General features: G+C 40.7%; 18 protein-coding genes. 12 read left to right on the top strand and 6 right to left on the bottom strand.

The features are described 5' to 3' along the window. The first annotated feature begins 23 nt into the window (after window positions 1–23). The 3 genes from ilvC (at window position 24) to SKC38_RS04110 (ending at window position 3,507) form a co-directional block, all read left to right on the top strand. The gene (ilvC, locus tag SKC38_RS04120; RefSeq protein ID WP_377975349.1) at window positions 24–1,067 is read left to right on the top strand and encodes a ketol-acid reductoisomerase; all 1,044 of its coding nucleotides are present in this window, start codon (window positions 24–26) and stop codon (window positions 1,065–1,067) included. Window positions 1,068–1,155: 88 nt separating this feature from the next. Beyond that, on the top strand, window positions 1,156–2,154 hold the full coding sequence (gene ilvA, locus SKC38_RS04115) for a threonine ammonia-lyase IlvA (RefSeq protein WP_377975347.1): 999 nt from the start codon (window positions 1,156–1,158) through the stop codon (window positions 2,152–2,154). Between the two features lie 213 nt (window positions 2,155–2,367). Next, window positions 2,368–3,507, top strand: coding sequence for a 2-isopropylmalate synthase (locus SKC38_RS04110; protein WP_377975345.1), 1,140 nt, complete (start codon window positions 2,368–2,370; stop codon window positions 3,505–3,507). A 7-nt stretch (window positions 3,508–3,514) separates the two neighbouring features. Here the strand turns inward: SKC38_RS04110 and SKC38_RS04105 are convergent, their stop codons facing one another. Next, window positions 3,515–4,978 carry a hypothetical protein gene (locus SKC38_RS04105; RefSeq protein ID WP_377975343.1) on the bottom strand — a complete coding sequence of 488 codons (1,464 nt, stop codon included), beginning with the start codon at window positions 4,976–4,978 and terminating at the stop codon, window positions 3,515–3,517. Continuing rightward, complete coding sequence (locus SKC38_RS04100; protein ID WP_377975342.1) at window positions 4,975–6,048, bottom strand: mechanosensitive ion channel family protein; 1,074 nt, start codon at window positions 6,046–6,048, stop codon at window positions 4,975–4,977. The genes SKC38_RS04105 and SKC38_RS04100 overlap by 4 nt, the downstream gene beginning before the upstream one ends. A gap of 50 nt (window positions 6,049–6,098) precedes the next feature. Between SKC38_RS04100 and SKC38_RS04095 the strand changes: the two genes are divergently transcribed. Together SKC38_RS04095 and lptC are read left to right on the top strand one after the other, a co-directional pair. Beyond that, window positions 6,099–7,472, top strand: coding sequence for a hypothetical protein (locus tag SKC38_RS04095; RefSeq protein WP_377975340.1), 1,374 nt, complete (start codon window positions 6,099–6,101; stop codon window positions 7,470–7,472). A 16-nt stretch (window positions 7,473–7,488) separates the two neighbouring features. Next, on the top strand, window positions 7,489–8,022 hold the full coding sequence (lptC, locus tag SKC38_RS04090) for an LPS export ABC transporter periplasmic protein LptC (RefSeq protein WP_377975338.1): 534 nt from the start codon (window positions 7,489–7,491) through the stop codon (window positions 8,020–8,022). Here lptC and SKC38_RS04085 read toward each other — a convergent pair. The 4 genes from SKC38_RS04085 to recN are packed head-to-tail and all read right to left on the bottom strand — an operon-like array spanning window position 8,019 to window position 11,076. Next, the gene (locus tag SKC38_RS04085) at window positions 8,019–8,426 is read right to left on the bottom strand and encodes a c-type cytochrome (RefSeq protein ID WP_377975336.1); all 408 of its coding nucleotides are present in this window, start codon (window positions 8,424–8,426) and stop codon (window positions 8,019–8,021) included. The genes lptC and SKC38_RS04085 overlap by 4 nt on opposite strands. After that, on the bottom strand, window positions 8,426–9,055 hold the full coding sequence (locus tag SKC38_RS04080) for an SCO family protein (RefSeq protein ID WP_377975335.1): 630 nt from the start codon (window positions 9,053–9,055) through the stop codon (window positions 8,426–8,428). Before SKC38_RS04080 ends, SKC38_RS04085 begins: the two co-directional genes overlap by 1 nt. Continuing rightward, window positions 9,030–9,419, bottom strand: a complete 390-nt coding sequence (locus SKC38_RS04075; protein ID WP_377975333.1) for a hypothetical protein — start codon at window positions 9,417–9,419, stop codon at window positions 9,030–9,032. Before SKC38_RS04075 ends, SKC38_RS04080 begins: the two co-directional genes overlap by 26 nt. Then, window positions 9,409–11,076: a DNA repair protein RecN gene (gene recN, locus SKC38_RS04070; protein ID WP_377975331.1), complete on the bottom strand. Its 1,668-nt coding sequence runs from the start codon at window positions 11,074–11,076 to the stop codon at window positions 9,409–9,411. Before recN ends, SKC38_RS04075 begins: the two co-directional genes overlap by 11 nt. Before the next feature lie 141 nt (window positions 11,077–11,217). Between recN and sucD the strand changes: the two genes are divergently transcribed. The 7 genes from sucD (at window position 11,218) to porM (ending at window position 18,940) form a co-directional block, all read left to right on the top strand. Continuing rightward, window positions 11,218–12,096: a succinate--CoA ligase subunit alpha gene (gene sucD / locus SKC38_RS04065; protein WP_377975330.1), complete on the top strand. Its 879-nt coding sequence runs from the start codon at window positions 11,218–11,220 to the stop codon at window positions 12,094–12,096. Between the two features lie 76 nt (window positions 12,097–12,172). Continuing rightward, window positions 12,173–13,297 (top strand): DUF4271 domain-containing protein, encoded by a 1,125-nt coding sequence (locus SKC38_RS04060; RefSeq protein WP_377975328.1) that lies wholly within the window; start codon window positions 12,173–12,175, stop codon window positions 13,295–13,297. A gap of 91 nt (window positions 13,298–13,388) precedes the next feature. Then, window positions 13,389–14,180 (top strand): uroporphyrinogen-III synthase, encoded by a 792-nt coding sequence (locus SKC38_RS04055; protein WP_377975326.1) that lies wholly within the window; start codon window positions 13,389–13,391, stop codon window positions 14,178–14,180. Window positions 14,181–14,274: 94 nt separating this feature from the next. Beyond that, complete coding sequence (locus tag SKC38_RS04050; RefSeq protein ID WP_377975325.1) at window positions 14,275–15,243, top strand: PorP/SprF family type IX secretion system membrane protein; 969 nt, start codon at window positions 14,275–14,277, stop codon at window positions 15,241–15,243. 164 nt (window positions 15,244–15,407) lie between these two features. Continuing rightward, window positions 15,408–16,535, top strand: a complete 1,128-nt coding sequence (gene porK / locus SKC38_RS04045; protein WP_377975323.1) for a T9SS ring complex lipoprotein PorK/GldK — start codon at window positions 15,408–15,410, stop codon at window positions 16,533–16,535. A 28-nt stretch (window positions 16,536–16,563) separates the two neighbouring features. After that, window positions 16,564–17,322 carry a type IX secretion system motor protein PorL/GldL gene (gene porL / locus SKC38_RS04040; RefSeq protein ID WP_377975321.1) on the top strand — a complete coding sequence of 253 codons (759 nt, stop codon included), beginning with the start codon at window positions 16,564–16,566 and terminating at the stop codon, window positions 17,320–17,322. A 28-nt stretch (window positions 17,323–17,350) separates the two neighbouring features. Further along, window positions 17,351–18,940, top strand: a complete 1,590-nt coding sequence (gene porM / locus SKC38_RS04035; RefSeq protein WP_377975319.1) for a type IX secretion system motor protein PorM/GldM — start codon at window positions 17,351–17,353, stop codon at window positions 18,938–18,940. The last annotated feature ends 1 nt before the right edge of the window (window position 18,941 follow it).

Here is an 18,941-nt window from a genome sequence, read left to right as displayed (position 1 = left end):
AATAAATTAAACAACAACAAAACATGGCAAAGATTAATTTCGGAGGAGTTGTAGAGGACGTAGTAACAAGAGAAGAGTTTCCATTAGAGAAAGCTAGACAAGTATTGGCAGATCAAACGATCGCAGTAATTGGTTACGGCGTGCAAGGTCCAGGCCAAGCATTGAACATGAAAGACAATGGTCTGAATGTGATTGTAGGTCAACGTAAAGGTAAAACGTATGATAAGGCAGTAGCTGATGGCTGGGTTCCAGGTGTTACTTTGTTCGAAATCGAAGAAGCTTTAGAAAAAGGAACAATCATTTGCTATTTGTTGTCGGATGCGGCACAAATCGAATTGTGGCCAACAGTTAAGAAATATTTGACTCCAGGGAAATCATTGTATTTCTCTCACGGATTCGGAATTACATACAAAGAGAAGACAGGAATCGTTCCTCCAGCAGATGTGGATGTATTCTTAGCTGCTCCAAAAGGTTCAGGTACTTCATTACGTCGTTTGTTCGTAGCTGGAAAAGGCTTGAACTCTTCATTTGCTATCTACCAAGATGCAACTGGAAAAGCACGTGAGAAATGTATTGCAATGGCAATCGGTGTAGGTTCAGGATATTTGTTCGAAACAGATTTCTACAAAGAAGTTACATCTGACTTAACAGGTGAGCGTGGAACTTTGATGGGTGCTATCCAAGGTATCTTCGCAGCACAATACGAAGTATTGCGTGAGAATGGCCACTCACCTTCAGAAGCATTCAACGAAACGGTAGAAGAATTGACGCAGTCATTGATGCCATTAGTTGCTGAGAATGGAATGGATTGGATGTATGCCAACTGCTCTACAACAGCGCAACGTGGTGCTTTGGATTGGTGGAAGCCATTCCGTGATGCTTCGAAACCAGTATTCGAGAAATTATATAACTCAGTAAAAACACAAGCGGAGGCGGCTCGTTCAATTGATTTGAACTCACAACCGGATTACCGTGTGAAATTAGAAGCTGAATTGCAAGAAATGCGTGATTCAGAAATGTGGAGAGCGGGAGCTGCTGTACGTAGCTTACGTCCTGAAAACAACTAATTTTTTTTAGTTTTGATTGAGTCGCCTGGGTCTAACCTGGGCGACTTTTTTATTGCCTCCCATTCACTTTTTTGTACATTTGTAGGGCATGGAATTCAACAAATTAACAGACGTTCCAAGCCTTCATCAAATCAAACAAGCCGCACATCAGATTCAGGACGTCGTCCTGAAATCTCCATTGATGTATGCTCCTCGATTGTCTGAAAGCTTTGGTGCCAAGATTTTCTTGAAACGAGAGGACCTTCAAGGGGTTCGGTCGTATAAAATTCGTGGCGCATATCATAAAATCGCCAATATTCCTGTGGACCTTCGTTCCCGTGGAGTAGTGGCTGCTTCGGCCGGAAATCATGCGCAAGGAGTCGCGCTATCTTGTGCTTTGCTCGGAATTCAAGCCTATATTTTCATGCCTAAAACGACACCTTTGCAAAAAGTGGAAGCGGTTCGATTTCATGGCAAGGAGCAAGTGAGAATTAAATTAATTGGGAATACTTATGATGAAGCTTTCGCGGCTGCGCAGACATTTTGCCAACTAAATCAGGCCATATTTATTCCCCCTTTTGATGATTACGATATCATTGCAGGGCAAGCGACGGTTGCTTTAGAAATGGTTGATCAACTTCCTCATCCAGCCGATTTTATGCTTGTAGCTATCGGTGGAGGCGGTCTCGCCGCAGGTTCGGGTTTGGTTTTGAAGGCTCTTTCTCCTCAAACTAAATTAATCGGTGTGGAGCCCGCACTAGCACCATCGATGTCGGAGAGTCTCGCAGCCCATCAGGTGGTCACCTTAGAATCCATTGATTCTTTTGTGGACGGCGCATCGGTGAAGCGAGTAGGAGCGAAGACTTTTGAGATTTGTGAGGAATCCTTGGATCGAATGCTCGTCGTGGAAAAAAATATTCTCTGCCAAACAATGCTTGATTTGTATCAGTATTATGGCATGATTGTGGAACCTGCAGGCGCGCTTTCGGTCGCCGCGCTCGAACAAATTCGTGCTGAAATTCAAGGTAAAACGGTTGTGTGTGTTATTTCAGGGGGCAATTTTGATACGAAACGTTTTCCGGAAATTGCCAATTGGGCAAAATCTTGATTATTTTAAGAAAAATATTAAACTTTCGTTTTGAAATAGAAAGGATTATTTATCTTGTATATTGAAATTTTATAGATTATTAATATTATTTATCTGTTACTATCAATTGGTTGTAGTTTTTTAGTCTAATTTCGATTAGGTAATTGCTTGCAAAATATTGCTTCATACTATAATTAAAGCTAGTTTTGTAATCGATTTAGCAAACAAAACAATATGAGCAACCGCATTCAAATCTTTGATACTACGTTACGTGATGGGGAACAAGTTCCCGGCTGTCAATTAAACCGCGAGGAAAAAGTTGAAGTAGCATTAGAGCTCGAGAAGTTGGGCGTCGATATCATCGAAGCGGGTTTCCCTATCTCATCTCCAGGTGATTTTGCATCTGTTAAAGCGATTGCAGAAGCTGTTAAAGAACCGACGGTTTGTGCACTGACGCGTGCTAAAAAAGAAGATATCGATGCGGCTGTAGAAGCTTTAAAGCCTGCACGTCACCCACGTATTCATACGGGAATCGGTGCATCGGATGTTCACATTAAACATAAATTCAACTCTACACGGGAGGAAATTATTGAACGAGGCGTTTGGGCTGTTAAATATGCTAAATCTTTCGTGGAGGATGTCGAATTCTTTGCAGAAGATGCCGGTCGGGCAGATTTACCCTTCTTAGCTAAATTAACATCCGAAGTGATTAAAGCAGGTGCCACGGTTGTGAACTTGCCAGATACAACGGGTTACTTATTGCCTAATCAAATGTATGATCGCATTTCGTATTTATACGAGCATGTTGATAACATACATCAGGCTACGATTTCCATGCACAATCACAATGATTTAGGCTTAGCGACAGCAAATACCATTGCAGGTATTCAGGCAGGAGCTCGTCAAGTGGAGGTTACCATCAATGGTATCGGTGAGCGTGCGGGTAATACTTCCTTGGAAGAGGTTGCTATGATTTTAAATGTACACAAGGATTTAGGTTATTCGACAGGAATTAATCCAAAGTATCTATACCCAACAAGTTGCCTTGTTTCGAATTTAATGGGAATGCCCGTGCAGGCTAATAAGGCAGTTGTAGGAGCAAATGCTTTTGCACACTCTTCTGGAATTCACCAAGACGGATTCTTGAAGCATGCGCAAAATTATGAAATCATGAATCCGGAAGATGTAGGTGTGCCTTCATCTGCTATCGTCTTGACATCTCGTTCAGGTCGTGCAGCTTTACGCCACCGCTTAAGTCTATTAGGATTTGATTTTGAGAAACCGGAATTAGATAAGATTTACACGCGTTTCCTTTTGATGGCCGATGCGCGAAAAATGATCCATGATGCGGATCTAAAAGAATTAATTGGCTAGAAAATTTTTAGCGAATGAGTGAAAAAGAAGATTTTTCGATGTTTATCGGAAGATCTTCTTTCATTTTCACGCTATGGCTCAACGAGTTAATATGCAAAAAGCAAAATGCTTTGTTATTTTGAGTCACAAGTAGCGTACCCTCCCCATTTACTTCAAACTCTTTTATTCCTTTTTCGAAATTTGGCATAGCGGTCAAGACTACATTTTCTGACAATTTATCTGTTGATTGAATTTTTAAAAGATTGTTTGGAAATTGATATGCACCAGCATGTTTTAACGAATTAACTTCTCGGTCTTTGAACTCATACATCGTATTCAGGTTGAAAACGAGTGCATTGCTCGCATCGACAATCAATCTTTGATGTAAATTTTCAAGCTTAGGTATTGCGGCATTCCAAGATACAACGATCCATAGAAGTGCAGGGACAGCTAAATAGGCGGTTTGTTTGGAAAAGTATTGTTGACCTAGCTGTAATAGGCCCAAATAGATTAAAACAATGAATACGGTTCCATAGATTAAAAAGCGCTCAGCAAATAAAACCCCAATATCGCCGGCATCAGCATCCCCTCTTCCAATCGTAATCAATGCTCCCACAGCCATGATTTGAAAAGCTGCTAGTGAGATGAAAAGATAATGACCGTCTTTGCTTACATGGTACTTATATAAGAGGATAAGAGTTTGAATCAACATAAGTGAACCAAACAAAAGGCTAGTCCAGTAATGATGCCGAACTGCTCCCCCTATGAAAATGATAGCTCCTTGGAGAATAAAAAAAAGTTGATTGAATGAAATACCAGATGCGTGTGCCGATTGGTATCCTTGGAAATATAAGGTAAATATGATTCCCGTAAAAATCCCGTAAATCCAAAATTTGCTGTCTTTTTGATAGATGAGTAGCAGTAATACTAGCAGTAAAAATGTTAATCCATCCGTAATTACGAGTGGATAGGCTAAAGAAATCCAGATCCCTAGATTTCTAGTTTGAGCTTGTGAAATCCAATAACAAACAACTAATAAGAATGCCATGGATGCTGTATGCGTTAAAACGCCGATCAATGCATAGTTGTCCAAATTTCCATTTGGAGCAAAGAGTAGGCCAATTATTGGAATTAATTGCCAGTATCCCAGTTGAGATTTTTTGATAAATTGATACAAAGGATAAATCAAAATGACCATAAAGCCATTTGCTAAAATCGTTAATGTCTTAAAATTAAATTCATGACCGACATAGAAGTAAGCAGCAGAAATAATTCTAGACAAAGGTATGCGATGAATGTTTCCATGGAATTCAAAGCTTCGATGCCAGATGTCCGTCCATGATAATAAGGGTAAGTCGACAACATATCGAAAATACATGAAATCATCCCCCCAATTCGGAAAGTTGATTAAATAGGTAGAAAGTCTGTAGAAATGGGCTAAAATGACGAAGCTACATGCCGCCCAAATCAAGCCTTTTTGTAGGTTTTTCATGCGCTCACACTACTCGCTAAAGTAATTTTTTCTTGTTCGAGTATCTCTAAAATGCGCATGTTGATTCGCTGCTTGGTTTGTTGGTACACCGACAAATCCTTTGTCTCCACAAAAAATATCACAGAAATGTCTAGCGAATAAGGTCCAAAGCCCTCAAAGACAACCTTGGGTTCTTTTTTCTTACATAAGTTTTCGTGCAAGATGCCTGCTGTGATCGATTCAATAGCAGCATTGATTTGCGCTGGAGTCGTTTTTAAGTCACAAGTAATGTTGAATTTGGCTCTGCGATAATCTCGCTCAGTCAGGTTTTCCAAAGATTGCGATGTCAGCAATCGATTGGGAATAACGATGAGATTTCCATCATTTCCTCGTAATCGGGTGCTACGAAAACCAATTTTCTCAATATCGCCTGATATGGCACCTACCTGAATACTGTCGCCCACTACAAATGGAAGGTCTAAAAATATCGTAAATGAGGCGAATAAATTTTCAAGTGTTTCCCGGGCAGCTAATGCCAAAGCCAATCCCCCAAGTCCCAATCCCGTGATTAAAGCCACCACATCCACCTCAAAAACACGGCCCAATAAAACAAAGCCCGCACCCGCAATAATAAAAACGAGTGAAAGGTCGTTTAAAAATGGAATGAATTGCTGCTTGGATTTTTGCTCGATACCTTGCCATTTGACTTGGGCAACGAGTATCCCCACTTTCATTAAGCGGATAATAATCCAAGTAATCGTTAAGATTAATGCGGTTTCAAACGCTTTGGAAATCAAGAATCGAATCCCAAAATTTTCGATGGATACCCAATGCCAGGTGTCCGGAATGTGTAAGTTTTGTGCCGCTAAATAAAGGAAGATCCAAAAAATCAACAATTCAAAAGGCTTGCGTAACAAATGCACACAATCTTGAATGCTGATGGACGAATGCGGGAAAAAGCGCAAGACGATTTTGGAAAACGTATTTGAAAAAAAACGACGTAAGATTAAACCTACTAATATAATTGCAACGAATAGGATGAAATCAATCGCTGAGTTTTCTAAAAAATACCAATTGCTTAAGCGCTCCATGCGGGATTCTCAAATTATGATTTCAAATATAGCTAATATCTTACTCGATTATGAAAAAAATTACGACCTTTGCAGACTTGAAAGATATAAAAGGGAGGAATTTTAACCGCATGATTTACAATCAATTGACTCAATTAAATAATAAGGTTTTGGCATCTTTAGGGCTTATGCTCATATTAATTGCCACATGCTTACCGAGTACAAACGCACAAACTATTGTCAATTCCCCGCTTTCTTACATCGGAATGGGTGAATTATATACGCCTGAAACGCCTTCGAATTCCATGATGGGAGGAATCGGCGTTTCCAATTCCAATGGTATTTATTCCAACCAAATCAACCCTGCATTATTAGTTCGTAACCATTACACCATGTTCGAAGCAGGTGTTAATGTCGAATTGAAAGACATGCAAGATTACCGCCAGCGCCAACAAGTTTTAGGGGGCAATTACCAGTCGGTGAATCTTACCGTTCCTGTCATTCCAAACCGCTGGACGATGTCTTTTGGCGTTCGTCCTTATTCATCAGTGAATTACGAAACACGTTCATATCGCCGACTAAATGTGTTAGGCGTAGATAGTTTATTATACACCTACAAAGGTGATGGTGGAGTTAGTAAGCTCAGCATTTCGAATGGTGTTCGTATCGGAAAAGAACTTTATGTAGGTCTAGAAATGGGCTTTTTGTTCGGCGTAGTTAACCGCAATGTAGGAACTCAAAACCTGTCTGACGGTCAGTATTATAAGATTCAATTAGAAAATCAATCCCAATACAACGACATTACTTTCAAGGCTGGGGCCGCTTGGCGTAAGGTTCTCAAGGATGATGTGGTTTTAAACTTAGGTGCTACGATGGACTTAAGTCCTACTTTGAATTCTAAAGTTTTAAAACGTTTTGTTACGTATGATCTAGGTGGATTAAATGTGATCAACTCGGATACACTGGCGAAAGCACAATCCTTTACCCAGCAATTACCCGTTTCAAGCCGAATTGGTTTTAGTGTTGAACGCTTAGCACACTGGATGGTGGGCGTGGATTATGTACGGACTGATTGGTCGAAAGTTGACAACAATTTAGGTCGAAGTACGACTTTGCCTGTAAGCCAACAAATTTCAATCGGTGCTGAATATACACCCGATTTTGAATCGATTTCGAATTTCTTCAAGCGTGTTACCTATCGAGTAGGGGTGTCTCAAACAACAACTCCTTATGATTTTGTTGGGAACGGGAAGTATGCAAAAGACCAAAGCGTTTCCTTTGGCGTTGCCTTGCCTTTGCGTAATTTCTTGAATTATATCAACGTTTCTTACCAATTAGGTAAACGCGGTTCACTTGCTGATAATATGTTGGAAGAACAATATCAACGTTTGGTGATTGGTTTAACCTTAGGTGATATTTGGTTCCGTAAAGTCAAAATTGATTAATCCCATGCTTAGTCGTTTGAGATTCCTGCTATTGGTAGTGATTTCTCTATTGATTTGGTCTTGTCAAAAAGAACAAGCTGAGGATAAACGCGTCTATCGCGGTCCTAAATCAGAGCTCTTGGGCATTGATATGGTTTATTCTGATTCCGGAAGGACGGTGGTGCACATGATTACGGACCAACAAATAACATCCCCCACTGAAGATCGAATCTATCCCAAAGAAATGAAACTCTGGTTTTATGATAAATTAGGAAATGTAAGCTCTCAAATTCGTGGGGATTCCGCGCATTTCTTCCGCACAGATAATTCATATAAATTGATGGGGCACGTAGTCATCAACAATGTGCTGAAAGGGGAGGTCATGAAAACGGATGAGTTTACTTGGTTGCCCGATGAAAAACGGATCTTTACGACAAAACCTGTGTCGATTAAAACTCGTACCGACATCGTCCATGGTGTGGGATTTGATGCAGCACAGGATTTTTCGACATATTCGCTACGTCGAGTTAGTAATTCGATTTTAACGGTGGATGAATTGCCTGCGAATTAAGGGCAATTTTTCAAGGCCGCTCGTGCCTCATCAAAAGAATAGATTTTTTTGTCTCCCCAGCTGTCTTTCATAAACGTAACAAGTTCAGCCATATCGATCGCTTCTAATTTTGTGTTCGCAGGCATATAACCTGAATACGACTTTCCGTTTACTTTGATTTCGCCCTTTTGTCCTTGCTTGATGATGCAAACGAGTTGTTGTGCATTTACTCTTTTCCAAAGATCCGTTTTGGCTAATGCCGGATATAAATCGCGCAATCCGCTTCCATCGCTTTGGTGACAATTCGCGCAGTTTTTTTCATAGATTGACCTTCCCTCCACAACGTATTGTTGGTACATGATTTCCTCTTTGCTTTGGCAAGATGCGAACAATGCAACTAGGCTGATAAATAGAATATGCTTCATTATTTTTCTTGTAAAAGGATTTCAATGTCTTCAATCAAATGATTGACTTCTGTTTCTTGTGTGCCGTCATAAATACCGCGAACATGTCGGTTTTTGTCTACCAAAATAAAGGCTCCACTATGCACAAAACCTCCTGCTTCATTTTTGTCTTCTTGGGCAGTTACCATGTATGATTTTTCACCCAACTTATAAATAGCTGCTTTATCGCCTGTCAACATATTCCAACGGGGAGCCTTAACTTGTAATCGTTCAGCGTATTGTTTCAAGACACTAGGTGTATCAAAAGCTGGGTCAATGCTATGAGACAGGATGCGAATATGATCATTTGCGGCATAACGTTCATAAATACGCAAAAGCTGCGTTTTCATTTTTGGGCAAATGGTTGGGCAGGACGTAAAAAAGAAATCGGCTATGTAAATTTTACCTGCCATATCCTTTTCGCTAACCCAAGTTGAATCTTGATTCAAAAACCGGAACGGTGGAATTTGATGAAAGATTGTATCCACTTTTCCACCAACAAGATGTGTGTCTTTGGGGCCTAAAAAAGGTAACGTTTTCTTTTCTTGGCAACTTGCTATGAACAAGCTTAAGGCCAATAAAATACTAAGGGCGATAGGCTTTAGCTGCATGTAAGGTAGAATCAGTGAGTTTTTGTAAATCCTTTAATTGTGTGTATTGCTTGCCTAAGTATTCGACTTTAGATTTAACATCCATCTTACTCAAGCTATCCATCGAAAATTGATGCATCCAATCCATCATGGCTTGATCGGATTTTGCTAATGCGCGTTTCAGCTTATTGACATGGACGGAATCCTTGCCCGTTGAAAGGCTATCCAATTGTGCCTGTAACGAAACAATTTCCTCTGTCTTGGGCATCAATTCGTCATGTAAGCCCAATACTTTTCCCTGCAATTCCTCACTTATTTTTTCTTCAGCCTGTGAACAGGAAACAAGACTAAATAAGATTCCAAATATGATTAGCTTATTCAACATGATTTGCTTGGATTAATTTTCTGACATTATCTTTCAGTTCGACATAGCCTTGTTGGCCACCAATCATCTTGGCAATCTCATCCACACGCTCTTCCCCTTTCAATTCTCGCAGGCTTGAAACCGTCTTCTCCCCCGCATGATCTTTGTAAACATACCAATGCGAGCTGCCCGCTGCGGCAATTTGAGGTAAATGCGTGATCGCAATGAGCTGGTGTCCTTGACTCATTTGGGTCAACATCTGACCTATTTTAATGGCAATTTCCCCCGAAACACCTGTGTCGATCTCATCTAAAATTAAGGTTGGCAATGCTCGTTTCTGGGCTAATAAATGTTTAATGGAAAGCATCAAACGGCTTAATTCACCTCCAGAAGCGACCTGCTTAAATGGCTTAGGGCTCAATCCTTTGTTGGCTGAAAACAACAATTGAATTTTGTCGATTCCATTCGCTCGCATCTCGCGTTGCGTATTTTCCCATGCCAGCGTTGCATTAGGAATGCCAAGGGATGACAGCGAATCCCTTAGTTGGCTTACGATATTTTCTAATACTTCATTCCTGCTTTTACTCAATTGCGCTGCCGCTTTTTCAGCCTGTGCTTGTGCATTTGCTAAACTTTCTTTTGCCTTTGCGATCGATTCATCCATATTGGCAAAGCTCGCAATTTGGTCATCCAATTGATTGCGCAATTCGATTAGTGAGGCAATATCAGTAACTTGATATTTTTGCAAAAGTCGATTGAGTAGATCCAAACGCTGCTGTTGACGTTGTAAGCTCGCTGGGTCGGATTGGAAATCCTCCGCTTCGCGTTCAACCTCATTACTTAGATCTTTGAGTTCGATCCAGATGCTATCTAAACGAGCCTTCCAATCCTCATAGGTTGGATCCCATTTACTCAATGCCTGCGTATGTTGAAGTGCCATACGCATTTGTTGGCCCATGGATATTTCATCCAAACTCAACAGATTGGCCAATCCAGCTAGTTTTTCATGGATTTGTTCCGCATTTTCACCTTTTTCAACGGCAACCTCTAAACCCTCATATTCATCAATGCGTAATTGGGCCGTGTCTAGTTCTTGAAATTGGAATTGCATAAAATCAAGTCCCTGTATGCCGGAAGCAGCTTGTTTGACTAAATTATCAACGTGCTCTTGGGCTTGAATAAACGCTTGAAATGTGAGTGTATAGGAATTTTTAAGCGATTGGTTTTGGGCAAAACTGTCAACTATTTCGAGGCTAAAGTCGGGGTGCGCCATCCACCACGTATCTTGCTGTGAATGCACATCGATTAATTCCTGGCCGATTTTCCGCAAGGAATCCAAGGTCACCGGGCTGTCATTTACGAAGGTGCGTGATTTTCCTTGAGGATTGATTTCCCGACGAATGATGCAAGGATCTTCGAAGTCCAAACCCTCCGTTTCGAATAGTTGGCGTATATGTGGGTAGTTTGACAAAGCAAATGTCCCTTCGATGATGCATTTTTTTTCGGGATCGTACAGCGATTTCCCGTCGGCACGGGCACCCATCAGCAAGGCAATGGCGCCTAATAGGATGGATTTTCCGGCGCCGGTTTCTCCGGTAATGACGCTCAAGCCATCAGAAAGGCTCAAATTGACGGAGTCAATGAGGGCATAGTTCTGTATGTGTAATTGTTTGAGCATGCGAATATTTTGGAATTCGAATTTACATAAAAAAATCTGTTCGAATTTTTATTTCATCCGATTAAAGGTTTTTGATGAATATTATCAATAATTTGTACCTTTGGAAAAATTTTACGCCTACGTTTATTTAACCCCTACGAAATGAGTGTTTTAGTTAACAAGAATTCGAAAATTATAGTACAAGGTTTTACAGGAACAGAAGGTACCTTTCATGCAGAGCAAATGATTGCATACGGTACGCAAGTGGTAGGAGGGGTGACCCCAGGAAAAGGAGGAGGATCTCACTTAGAACGCCCTATTTTTAATACAGTTGCTGAGGCTGTTGCAAAAACAGGTGCTGATACATCGATTATTTTTGTTCCACCCGCATTTGCTGCGGATGCGATCATGGAAGCTGCGGATGCTGGCATCAAAGTGATTATTTGTATCACGGAAGGTATTCCAACGAAAGATATGATTGTAGCGAAGGAATATATTGCTAACCATGACTGTCGTTTAATCGGGCCAAACTGTCCAGGTGTTATGACGGCTGACGAATGTAAAGTAGGTATCATGCCAGGCTTTATCTTCCAAAAAGGTCGTGTGGGTATTGTTTCTAAGTCGGGAACTTTGACTTACGAAGCAGTAGATCAATTAACAAAAGCAGGTTTAGGTCAAACAACTGCAATCGGTATTGGTGGTGATCCAATCATTGGAACAACAACAAAAGAAGCGGTTGAATTGTTGATGAACGATCCAGAAACTGAAGGTATCGTGATGATCGGTGAGATTGGTGGCGGCATGGAAGCTGAAGCAGCTCGTTGGATCAAAGCAGACGGAAATCGTAAACCTGTTGTAGGTTTCATCGCAGGCCAAACAGCACCGAAAGGTCGTCGTATGGGTCATGCTGGTGCTATCATTGGTGGTGCAGATGATACAGCAGAAGCGAAAATGAAGATCATGCAAGAGTGTGGTATTCACGTAGTTTACTCTCCAGCGGATATCGGCGAAACGATGATCAAAGCATTAGCTGGAAAATAATTCAATAAGGATGATTCCTTTTAGTTCAAAATCTGCTAGTCATTTTCCCTTGGGGAAGATTAGCAGATTTTTTTTATTGTTACTATTATTGCTTTCTACGGAAGTGCCTGCAGCTAAATGGCAGCTAGTGCAACCGCTTGACAAAGCTTGGCTTGTCTATCAACCAAATTTAAAAACCTTCCTGCCCTATATCTCCGGGAAACACTACAGTTTCAAGTCGAAATCGCTGGCTATCCCGCTCCAAGAATTTCCGCATACCTATTTCCGCATGGATTTGGATGACGATTATGTGTTGTTTCTGCAAGGTACCTTTCATAGTCATTTAACAAAAGGCAAACATTACCATTGGTCCGTAGACAGCTTGCAAAAACTATATCCAAACGCCAATCCGCTGTATTTTAGTTTTTACCAGGCCAAAATGGCTGGACTTCCTCAAACCGTTTTGTTGGAACGAAAAGTGGAGGAGGATAATGCGACGTTTTCAGATATGCTGAATTTACGCCAACGGAATGCTTATTTATTTAATCAGTTTTTTGGTTCTGCCTTTCTCTTGATTTTGTTTTTCTTAGGGGTTTTGTACGCGGCTTTCCCACGATATTTTGCTGCCTATTTTCGGTTCTCCGATTGGATACATTGGGAGATCAAAGAAGAAGTATTGTTGAAAAACACCTTCGCATTTCCTCATTTATTGGTAATCGGATTGTTGAGTTTAATTACAGCCTGCTTTTCATTTTATAATGGCTTGCTGAATCAATCCAATGATGCTTTTTTTGAAACCCAAGAAAATTTGCAACGATTCCTTCCTGCGATCGGGTTTATTTTGTCTAGAACATTGCTTGGCTTGGCTTTATTTGTGAGTAGGTATTTTATGTATAAGTTATTTACTAACCTATTTCGTTTACCACATATCGCGGAGGCCCATTTTTTTAAATCGGTTCAGGCGAACTTGCAGTTTTTTATTGTATTGTTTAGCTTGTTGAGTTTATTCTCGGTGTATATGGGGCCCATGTATCCGGTTAATTTAACATACATCTCTTACGTGATAACGGCTTATTTTGTGTTGCGGGCTGTATACTTTTTTCAGGTATTTCGTAAGACCTATCCAGTGAATCAATTATCCTTATTGGCCTATTTGATCTTGATGGAAGGGCAGGTAATGGTATTTGGATTACGAGAATTGATTTTTCCGGAATACATGTAATGGCAGATACTTAATTGATAAAATTTGTCGTATATTTGCAGGCATTTTCAGTTTAAGGCCAAACAAGAATGCTTAATTAGAATATTTTAATATGAGTGTAGTTGCTAATGTTGCTCAACCTGATGTTAAACGGTTGAAAAAAGTAAAAAGTATCCTTGTTACCCAAGCTGCGCCAGCAGATGCGGCAAAATCTCCTTATTCAGAGATTGAGCGTAAATACAACGTTAAAGTGGATTTTCGTTCATTTATCGATGTCAAAGGGATTTCATACAAGGATTTCAGAAAGCAAAAAATCGATATTTTATCGCATACAGCAATCATTTTTACTAGTCGGAATGCGATTGACCATTTCTTCCGCATCTGTAAAGAGGCGAAGATTGAGGTGCCTGCCGACATGAAATACTTCTGTATTACGGAGCAAACAGCTAATTATCTACATAAATACATTGTTATTCGTAAGCGTAAGATTTTTACAGGAACGAAGACTGCCTTAGATTTATTAGAGGTTATCAAAAAGCATAAGACGGAGAAGTTTATGTTTCCTTGCTCAAATAAGCGTCAAAAAGATTTACCTGATTACATGGGGACCAATGATTTCCAATTAACAGAGGCTGTGATGTATGAAACAGTTTCGGCGGATCTTTCCGACTTGGAGAACGTCTTTTATGATGTTATTGCATTTTTTAGTCCTTCTGGAATTACGTCTTTGTTTGAAAATTTCCCTGATTTTAAGCAAAATAATACGCGGTTAGCTGCTTTTGGACCTACGACTGCGCAAGCAGTGCATGACGCAGGTCTCCTGTTAGATATTCAGGCTCCTATGCCCAATGCTCCTTCGATGACGGGTGCTTTGGAACATTACATCAAGCAAGCCAATAAATAATTGAAAAGCTCCATTCGGAGCTTTTTTTTGTTAGATACTATCCCACTAAGCTAATTTTGTTTATTTTTAGCTCAGCTTTTGCCAAATCATAACCATGCAGGGATTTAAATTCGTATTGGGCTTATTACTACTTTGCTGCATCAGCTCAGGAGTCTTCGCACAACAAAACCCGGGCTTAAGTCTATATCATCTCAATTCCCTGTATTTTAATCCAGCCGCCGCGGGCGCTGGTCGCGATGCCTACGTCCAAATGCAATACCGAAATCAATGGACTTCTTATGAAACATCACTAGACGGAAATGGTAATTTAGGAACAAGTATTGTTGGGTTGTCGTTGCCGTTGAATTTCCAACATCTAGGAATGGGTTTGATTGTGATGAATGATAAAACACCGTCGGGTGTGGGCCAACAAGTCGTACGGTTACAAGTAGCTTATCATTTGCCTTTGGCGAATGGGGCAGCATTCTCTATGGGTTTGGGATTTGGTATGCAGACTAAATCATTTGATGGGCGCGTTTTTCGTGTGCGGGATTCGAATGATCCACTGGCAGTTGAATTGTCTGGTAAACAAGTTTCTCAAGCATTGCCCGATTTTAATGCAGGGGTTATGTACACAACAGATTTATTGGAATTAGGTATTGGTATTTCGCATCTGAATCAATCAGCATATGATTTTGGTAATCCTAGTCTGAAATTGGCCAATGAATTAGCTGCGAATGCGCATGTTCGGGCGAATCTTTCGATAAACGATCGATTTGAATGGAGTCCTTTCGCGCAGGTCAACTACTACAATGGAATTGTTTCGTCTCAGGTGGGGGTGAAGGTTATATACCATCAACAGTTTTGGGTGGGTGCGGGGTATCGTTGGGATGATGCAGCTACTGCGATGGCAGGGGTGTCGCTGATGAATAATCGACTTGATTTGGCATATGCATTGGATTTGTCCATGATTAATTCGGCGGTAAAGTCAAATATATCGCATGAAGTGATGTTGCGATTTGTTTTGCCAAGTTTTCAAACAGCATCTCGTTTTGTACCGATCAAGACCCCTCGATTTAATTAGGCATATCTTGAAAAATGTCGCAAAAAAAAGGGGGGGAATTGCAATGAATTATTAGAAATTCCCTTAATTTTGAGGAATTTGATTTAATTGTGTACGCTGAATAAGTTCAGCACAATTTTTTGAGATTGATCTCGTTTACAAAAAAGATATAATAATTCGTCTTTATGAATTTTAAATTTGTTGGAAAGCCTTTGACACTCATGTTGTCAGCCCTTGCCTTGACAGCAATCCTTGCGGGTTGTGGTGGTTCAAAAGGAGGCTCAAGTAGTTCTAAGACTCTTAGTAGTTCAAAAGGAAGTTCATCTTCGAAAAAGGGTGGATTGAAATTTGGAAAGTCTGCTAAAGATGCTCCAGGTATCGAAAATGGAGAAATTGTCGCAGGAGCCCGTAAAGGATGGAGTCAGCCTACGCCTTATGGCATGGTGCTTGTGCCTTCTGGAAGTTATATGATGGGCCAAGCGGATGAAGATGTTTCTCGTTCCGGAATCAGCTTTAATAAGCGTGTGACGGTAGCGGCATTTTATATGGATGATACAGAAATCACGAATCACGAGTATCGTCAATTCACAAATTCTTTATTGAAAGACTCTGTCTCTGTATTAGGAGAGGATAAAATCATGGCTGAATTCTATCCGGATACAACGGTTTGGAAGAGCGATTTTACATACCACAACGGTGATCCGATGTTGGAATATTATTTCTCAAGTCCCGCTTTTGACCAATATCCTGTGGTAGGGGTTAGTTGGGAAGCTGCCAAATATTTCTGTTTGTGGCGTTCAAAAATGATGAACGAATATCGCAAGAAACAAGGGATGTACATTTTGCCACGTTTTGAGTTGCCTTCTGAATCAGAATGGGAATGGGCAGCACGTGGTGGTCGCGCATCTGCAAAATACCCTTGGGGAAATCCTTATGTGGCGAACGCAAAAGGTTGTTTGATGGCCAACTTCAAACCACATCGTGGTAACTACGATGCGGATGGTTATGCGTATACGGCACCAGCAAATGCCTATGATCCGAATGACTTTGGCTTATATAATATGTCGGGGAACGTAGCTGAATGGTGTGAAGATGCCTATTCAGATAATGCATCTGCGGTTACTTGGGATTTGAACACGGTGAATAAAGATGCTGATGAGCCACGTAAAGTGGTTCGTGGAGGATCTTGGAAGGATATTGCCTATTATTTGGAAACAGGTACACGTGCTTATGAGTTGCAAAACAAGAAGCGTTCGTATATCGGATTTAGATCGATGATGCGTTACCTAGGCCGTCCAGCTTTAAAGAAATAATTAATAAAAGATATTAAAGATTAATCAAATGAAAGGATTAGAAAAATCAATCAATGTGGTGGCGAGTTTTGGTGCTGCTGTAGTAATTATTGGTGCTTTGTTTAAAATTGTTCACTGGGAAGGTGCCAACGAGATGTTGATGGTGGGTATGTTCACGGAAGCTGCTATTTTTATTTTGTTTGGTGTGTTATACATTCAAGCGAAACCGGAAAAAGAATATAACTGGGAAAATGTTTACCCAGAATTAGTAGGTGGCGAAGCTATCCCTCGTCCTGCTGGAAATGGTTTAGCGAACTTAGCTAACCAAACAGGTTTAGGAGCGGATGTTGTTGAAAACTTGACGAAGAGCTTGAAAGGCTTGACTGAGACAGCTAACAGCTTACAAGAAATTACAAAAGCAACAGGTGCTGCAAATGATTTTGTACAATCATTAAATGCATCGTCTGCTTCATTAGGTTCATTGAACAAAACAGTTTCTGATGCGAACGCTTCATTGGGGTCCATTTCGATTTCTTCGACAGAAGCTGCGAAATATGCCCAACAATACGCGAAGGCAGGAGATCAATTAGCTGCATTGAATGCGATTTACGAGACAGAAATCCAAGAGTCTAGCAAGCATTTGAAAGCGATTAATGGATATTACGGAAACGTGAATACAACGGTTGAGCAAATTGCTTCGACTTCGAAAGATGCAGAGCAATTCAAAGCAGAATTAGCTAAGTTGAATGCCAACATACAGGCATTAAATCAAGTGTATGGCAGCATGTTGACTGCTATGAAAGGATAATTATTGATTTTATTACAGCTTAGATAATATGGCTAGTTTAAAAGAAACACCCCGGCAGAAAATGATCGGGATGATGTATTTAGTACTGACGGCATTACTTGCCTTACAAGTATCAGATGCATTATTACAAAAATTTACGATTCTGAATTCCAGTTTGGAGATTGCCAACCAATCGGCAACATCCAAAAATAAAGGAATGGTTCAGGGAATTGAGGAGCGAATCAAAGATTTACCTAATCCAGGTGCTTATGCGGATGTGGTTAAACGTGCGAATGAAGTTCGTCGCTTAGCTGATGCATTAGTGAATCATTTGGACGCTTTGAAGAGCCAAATTCTAGAAGCAGGTGGCGGTATTGATCCTGAAACGGGTAATATCAAAAACCCAAAAGAAGAGGAGAAAGTATTTACCTTAATGGTAGGAGCAAATAAATCGGGAGAGGCCTATAAGTTGGAAGCCATGTTTTCAAAATATGTGCAGGATTTGGAAAAATTAGCAGATCCAGGAACGAAATTCCCTTCCTTAGCTAATGATGCAAAATCTGATCCTATTGCTAGCAAAGATGCGAATCAAGCGAATAAGGATTTTGCTGAATTAAATTTTGCTCAAACTCCTGTGCCAGCTGCCATGGCAACGATTTCACAGAAGCAAGCGGAAGTTCGTCGTTATGAAAGTGATGTCTTAGCGCAATTAGCTGCGAAAGTAGGAGCGAAGGAGATTAAGTTTGATAAAGTATTTGCGCAAGTGTCTGCGAATGCCAATACAGTAGTAGCGGGGATGGAATACCAAGCTGAAGTGTTTATTGCGGCAACATCGAGTGGTTTTACTCCTCGCATGAGCTTCAATGGATCATCCATTCCAGTCATTGACGGCCGTGGTCAAATCAAATTCAAGACCTCAGGTGGTGGATTCGATGCGAATGGTTTGTCGAAGAAGACCTATACGGCTTCAGTTTCTTACATGAGTCCACTAGGGCCTAAGACAGAAACAATTCAGAAAGAATATTTCGTATTAAAGCCAACCTATAACATTGAAACCGCAACATTGCCAGCACTTTATTTAGGCTGTGCGAATCGTTTAAGTGTTGCGAGTCCTGGTTTGGGCGCATTATGGAATCCATCATTCTCTGCGGAAGGTGGAGAGGCGATCGGAGGTCAAAATCGTGGCAAAGTAACAATTGTACCGTCTGCTGCAACAATAACGTTGAATATTGCAAACGGGGGAACCTTGTTGGGTAAAGAAACATTCCGTGTGCGTCGTGTGCCAAGACCTGAAGTTCGTGTTTTTGGAAATGGGGGAGAGTTAGACGAGAAGCGTGGTGCAAGTGCATCGGGATTAAGGAGCATTGATGCGCGTGCAATCGCGGATGAATCGTTCAAGTCGACGAATCCGGAAGATGCAAATTTCCGTGTTTCGGAATTGTATGTAGCTTTAGCACGTGGCCAACGGAAAATTGATGACATTACCTTACAAGGTTCTGGGTCGATTGCTAAATTAGCAGCACAGGCGCAAGCAGGTGACCGCTATTACATTGAAATTAAAGGAGTTCAACGGAAGAATTTTAAAGGAGCTGTTGAAACCATTCCATTTACCATGGCGAAAAACATTCCTTTGAATTAAC

Source organism: Aquirufa echingensis (assembly GCF_042714525.1).
GTDB classification, from domain to species: domain Bacteria; phylum Bacteroidota; class Bacteroidia; order Cytophagales; family Spirosomataceae; genus Aquirufa; species Aquirufa echingensis.
Note: the sequence above shows the minus strand (reverse complement) of the source record. Positions and strands in the feature narration are given on the sequence as shown.